Genomic DNA, 2,500 nt, shown 5'->3' with positions numbered 1-2,500 from the left:
CCGAAGATCAAGGAACACTTCGAGATGATTCGCGATGGTGTTCCGATTCGACAAGGCTGGTTGAAATGGGTGGAGGAGGGATTGCCCAACGATCCACGTTCAACCAGCCCGCACATGACCTATGTGGCCTATCGCAACATGCTCGAACGGGACGCCTATCGCGGCGACTGGGAGTTCGGTCGCAATCGCAATCAGTACTCCACAAAGAAAGATTACACGCAGCAGATCGAGCAGCCTGATGAGGAGGTCGAGATGATGCAGTGTGAAGAGTTGCGAATCGTCGATGATGAGCTGTTCTACGCAGTGCAGGAAATCCTCGATGACCTGAAGACAGGTCCGCACGGTCCCCGCGAGGCGAAGGATGCTCAGCTTTGGGATCTTGTCACGGACGTTTTCTACTGCGCTTATTGTGAGGTACGTTATTATGTGGCCGGAGCCAATGGTCAGGGGATGCGTTGCAAGAACGGGGACCTATGTCCGTGTAAGTCGACTGTCCGCCGCGAAGATGCGGTGAAAGCGATCTGTGAGAAACTGCAAGCGTTGATTGCGCAGGATGCAGAACTGATCGAAGGAGTGATTCTCGAAGCTCAGCAGCTTGACAGCCAAGGTGACCAGCAGTTGGAGGCGGAGATCGAATCGAGCCAGCGGAAACTGGCTTCGCTCGAACGCAAGCTGACCGATTATCTCGATCTGGCTGGTCAGGGCAGCGATGAAGACCGCGAAGAGATGAAAGCGCGCATTCGCAGCGTTCGTGCCGAGCGGAATACTGCACGAGCAGAAGTGACTCGTCTGCAACATGCCTTCACGTCAGCTTCGGATGTCATCACCGCAGATGAGATTCGCGACTCATTGTCTCAGCTCTCTGGGCTACTGTATGACGGTGCCGCAGGAACGCTGGGAGAAGATGCCGTGTACGAGGCTGTGGAGATTTTTCGATTGCTGGTTGGTGGCCGAATCAGCGTTCACGTCGAACAGCGAGCCGGACGAAAACGGACCAACGTTCGGGGTACGTTCACGCCGCGACTGCTCGATGCGGTTTCCAATCGGGCGCTTACCCCGTCCAGTGACGACCACGACCAAAACGAAGTCTCAGTCTGGCTCCGCAAGCCGCCGCGCGTGGACCTGCTCGCCGAACGCGTTCACGAGTTGATTGATATCGAACATCTCAGTCATCGGGACACAGCCAAGCAATTGCAACGAGAGGGTCACAAGGTGAACTCGGGCAATGTCTGGTATTCATATCGTCGCTGGTATGAGATGGAGGGACTCGAACCACCCAAACTGCCCTACAACAACGGTCACAAACGTAACTCTGCCTAAAACGATCGCTTGAATTTACAAGTCAATTCACCTCACGTCGCCCCGTCGAAATTCGACGGGGCATTTTCATGCGCGGACAGTTGTCCTCGCATTACTCTCTCGACGCAAAGGAACCATAAAACTGAATCCACAACACACGTCTTCCGCCCCCAAGAACAAGACGGAGTCGCGCAGCTCGATGCGACAACGTCTCATTCGGCTGCTCGCTTCGCTGATGATTCACCGTCGCCATAAACAGCATCGCGATGCCGCGGATTCCAGCAGCACAGGTCGCTATTTCTAAATCGAAGCTAAAAATGCGGCAGGTGTTCATGAGAGGCGTCTTAACTTTCAGCATTCAACAGAAGGAGAACTGATGTCGCACATTGTGACAATTTCAACGCAGGTTCGTGATCCCGTTGCACTCAGCGCAGCCTGTTCGCGACTCTCGCTGCCGTTGCCGACCGTTGGTACGGCAAAACTTTTTACTACCGAAGCGACTGGGCACTGTATTCAGCTTCCCAAGTGGCGGTACCCGGTCGTGTGTCATCTCGAAACCGGCCAGCTCAGCTACGACAACTACGAAGGTCGTTGGGGTGACCAACAGTATTTGAATCGACTGGTTCAAGCCTACGCGGTTGAGAAAACTCTGCTGGAAGCGAGGCGTGCTGGTCACTCGGTTGTCGAGCAGGCACTCGAGGACGGCTCTGTGAAATTGACCATGCAAACTGGAGGTGCCGCATGAAGACGATCGAAATCATTGTCTCACCAAAAGGTGAAACACGACTCGAAACGAAAGGTTACTCTGGTGCCGAATGTCAGGACGCGAGTCGATTTTTAGAACAAGCACTTGGAAAGCGAACAAAGGAGCAACTGACTTCAGAATTTCACACGTCTCAGACCCAACATCAAAACACACAACAGGAGACCTGAACGTCACAACCAATCTAACACCTATTTCATCGTCTTTGATGCGACGTTGTCGAGGGAACAACGTCAGGCTGTTATTCGTCGTGGAAGGGGTCAACGACATCGAGTTTCTGCGGCGAATTTCCCCCATTCTTCATCAATCTGATCCGTCACTCCCCAACCTGGCTGAGCTTGAAGCACTTGGGAAGTTGATCTTCATTCCCTTTGGTGGCGGTCATGTACGGGCATGGAGTGATCGGCTGGCTCCGTTGAACCTGCCCGAGTTCCATCT

General features: G+C 53.6%; 4 protein-coding genes (2 of these 4 only partly in view). All 4 read left to right on the top strand.

Annotated elements, in window-relative coordinates; translation table 11 throughout:
- Nucleotides 1–1,320 carry the 3' portion of a recombinase family protein gene (locus Enr8_RS03175; RefSeq protein ID WP_146429162.1) on the top strand. 723 nt of this gene lie to the left of the window's left edge, so 1,320 of the gene's 2,043 nt are visible here — the last part of the coding sequence; its start codon lies off the left edge, out of view; its stop codon occupies nucleotides 1,318–1,320.
- Between the two features lie 355 nt (nucleotides 1,321–1,675).
- The gene (locus tag Enr8_RS03170; protein ID WP_146429161.1) at nucleotides 1,676–2,044 is read left to right on the top strand and encodes a DUF1257 domain-containing protein; all 369 of its coding nucleotides are present in this window, start codon (nucleotides 1,676–1,678) and stop codon (nucleotides 2,042–2,044) included.
- Nucleotides 2,041–2,232, top strand: coding sequence for a DUF2997 domain-containing protein (locus Enr8_RS03165; RefSeq protein ID WP_146429160.1), 192 nt, complete (start codon nucleotides 2,041–2,043; stop codon nucleotides 2,230–2,232). Before Enr8_RS03170 ends, Enr8_RS03165 begins: the two co-directional genes overlap by 4 nt.
- An 80-nt stretch (nucleotides 2,233–2,312) precedes the next feature.
- A protein-coding gene (locus Enr8_RS03160; protein ID WP_186767406.1) for an ATP-dependent endonuclease crosses the window boundary here: on the top strand, nucleotides 2,313–2,500 show its start. The gene runs 430 nt beyond the window's last position; 188 of the gene's 618 nt are visible here — the first part of the coding sequence; it begins with the start codon at nucleotides 2,313–2,315; the stop codon falls past the right edge of the window.

The sequence above is a fragment of the Blastopirellula retiformator genome, from assembly GCF_007859755.1.
In the GTDB taxonomy this organism is placed as follows: Bacteria; Planctomycetota; Planctomycetia; order Pirellulales; family Pirellulaceae; genus Blastopirellula; species Blastopirellula retiformator.
The sequence above is the reverse complement of the archived record's forward strand: the minus strand, read 5'-3'. Positions and strand labels throughout refer to the sequence as shown.